Origin of the sequence: Paraburkholderia sp. SIMBA_054 (assembly GCF_046534875.1) — a bacterium.
In the GTDB taxonomy this organism is placed as follows: domain Bacteria; phylum Pseudomonadota; class Gammaproteobacteria; order Burkholderiales; family Burkholderiaceae; genus Paraburkholderia; species Paraburkholderia hospita.
In genome coordinates, this window is the sequence record NZ_JAWRXV010000755.1 from 1 (window position 1) to 273 (window position 273).

At 63.7% G+C, this 273-nt stretch carries 1 protein-coding gene; it reads left to right on the forward strand.

Annotated elements, in window-relative coordinates; genetic code table 11:
• A partial coding sequence (locus SB822_RS57125; protein WP_410859110.1) for a hypothetical protein occupies positions 1-273 on the forward strand: 273 nt, incomplete at both ends.

The following is a 273-nucleotide window of genomic DNA, read 5'->3' on the forward strand; positions in this document are numbered from 1 at the left end:
CACACCTTCCTTCATCCGTTCCAGCAGCACGCCTCGACGATAGGCGTGCTTCTAGGTCGCGCCGCCGTCGACAACGCGTCCGTGCCAGCCGGCAGCATCCAGGACGAAGCCCGCATTGCCCTTGGGTACGTCCTACGTCTGACATCAGAAGGCGGCAGCGAGTCATATCACATCCTGCAGGCCTTCAAAGCGGTCCCCATGCTCGTGCCAGCGCTGCTGAGGCTCGGCGCCAAGCGCGGCGAGACGGAGTACCGCGCGGTACTTCGGGAAATT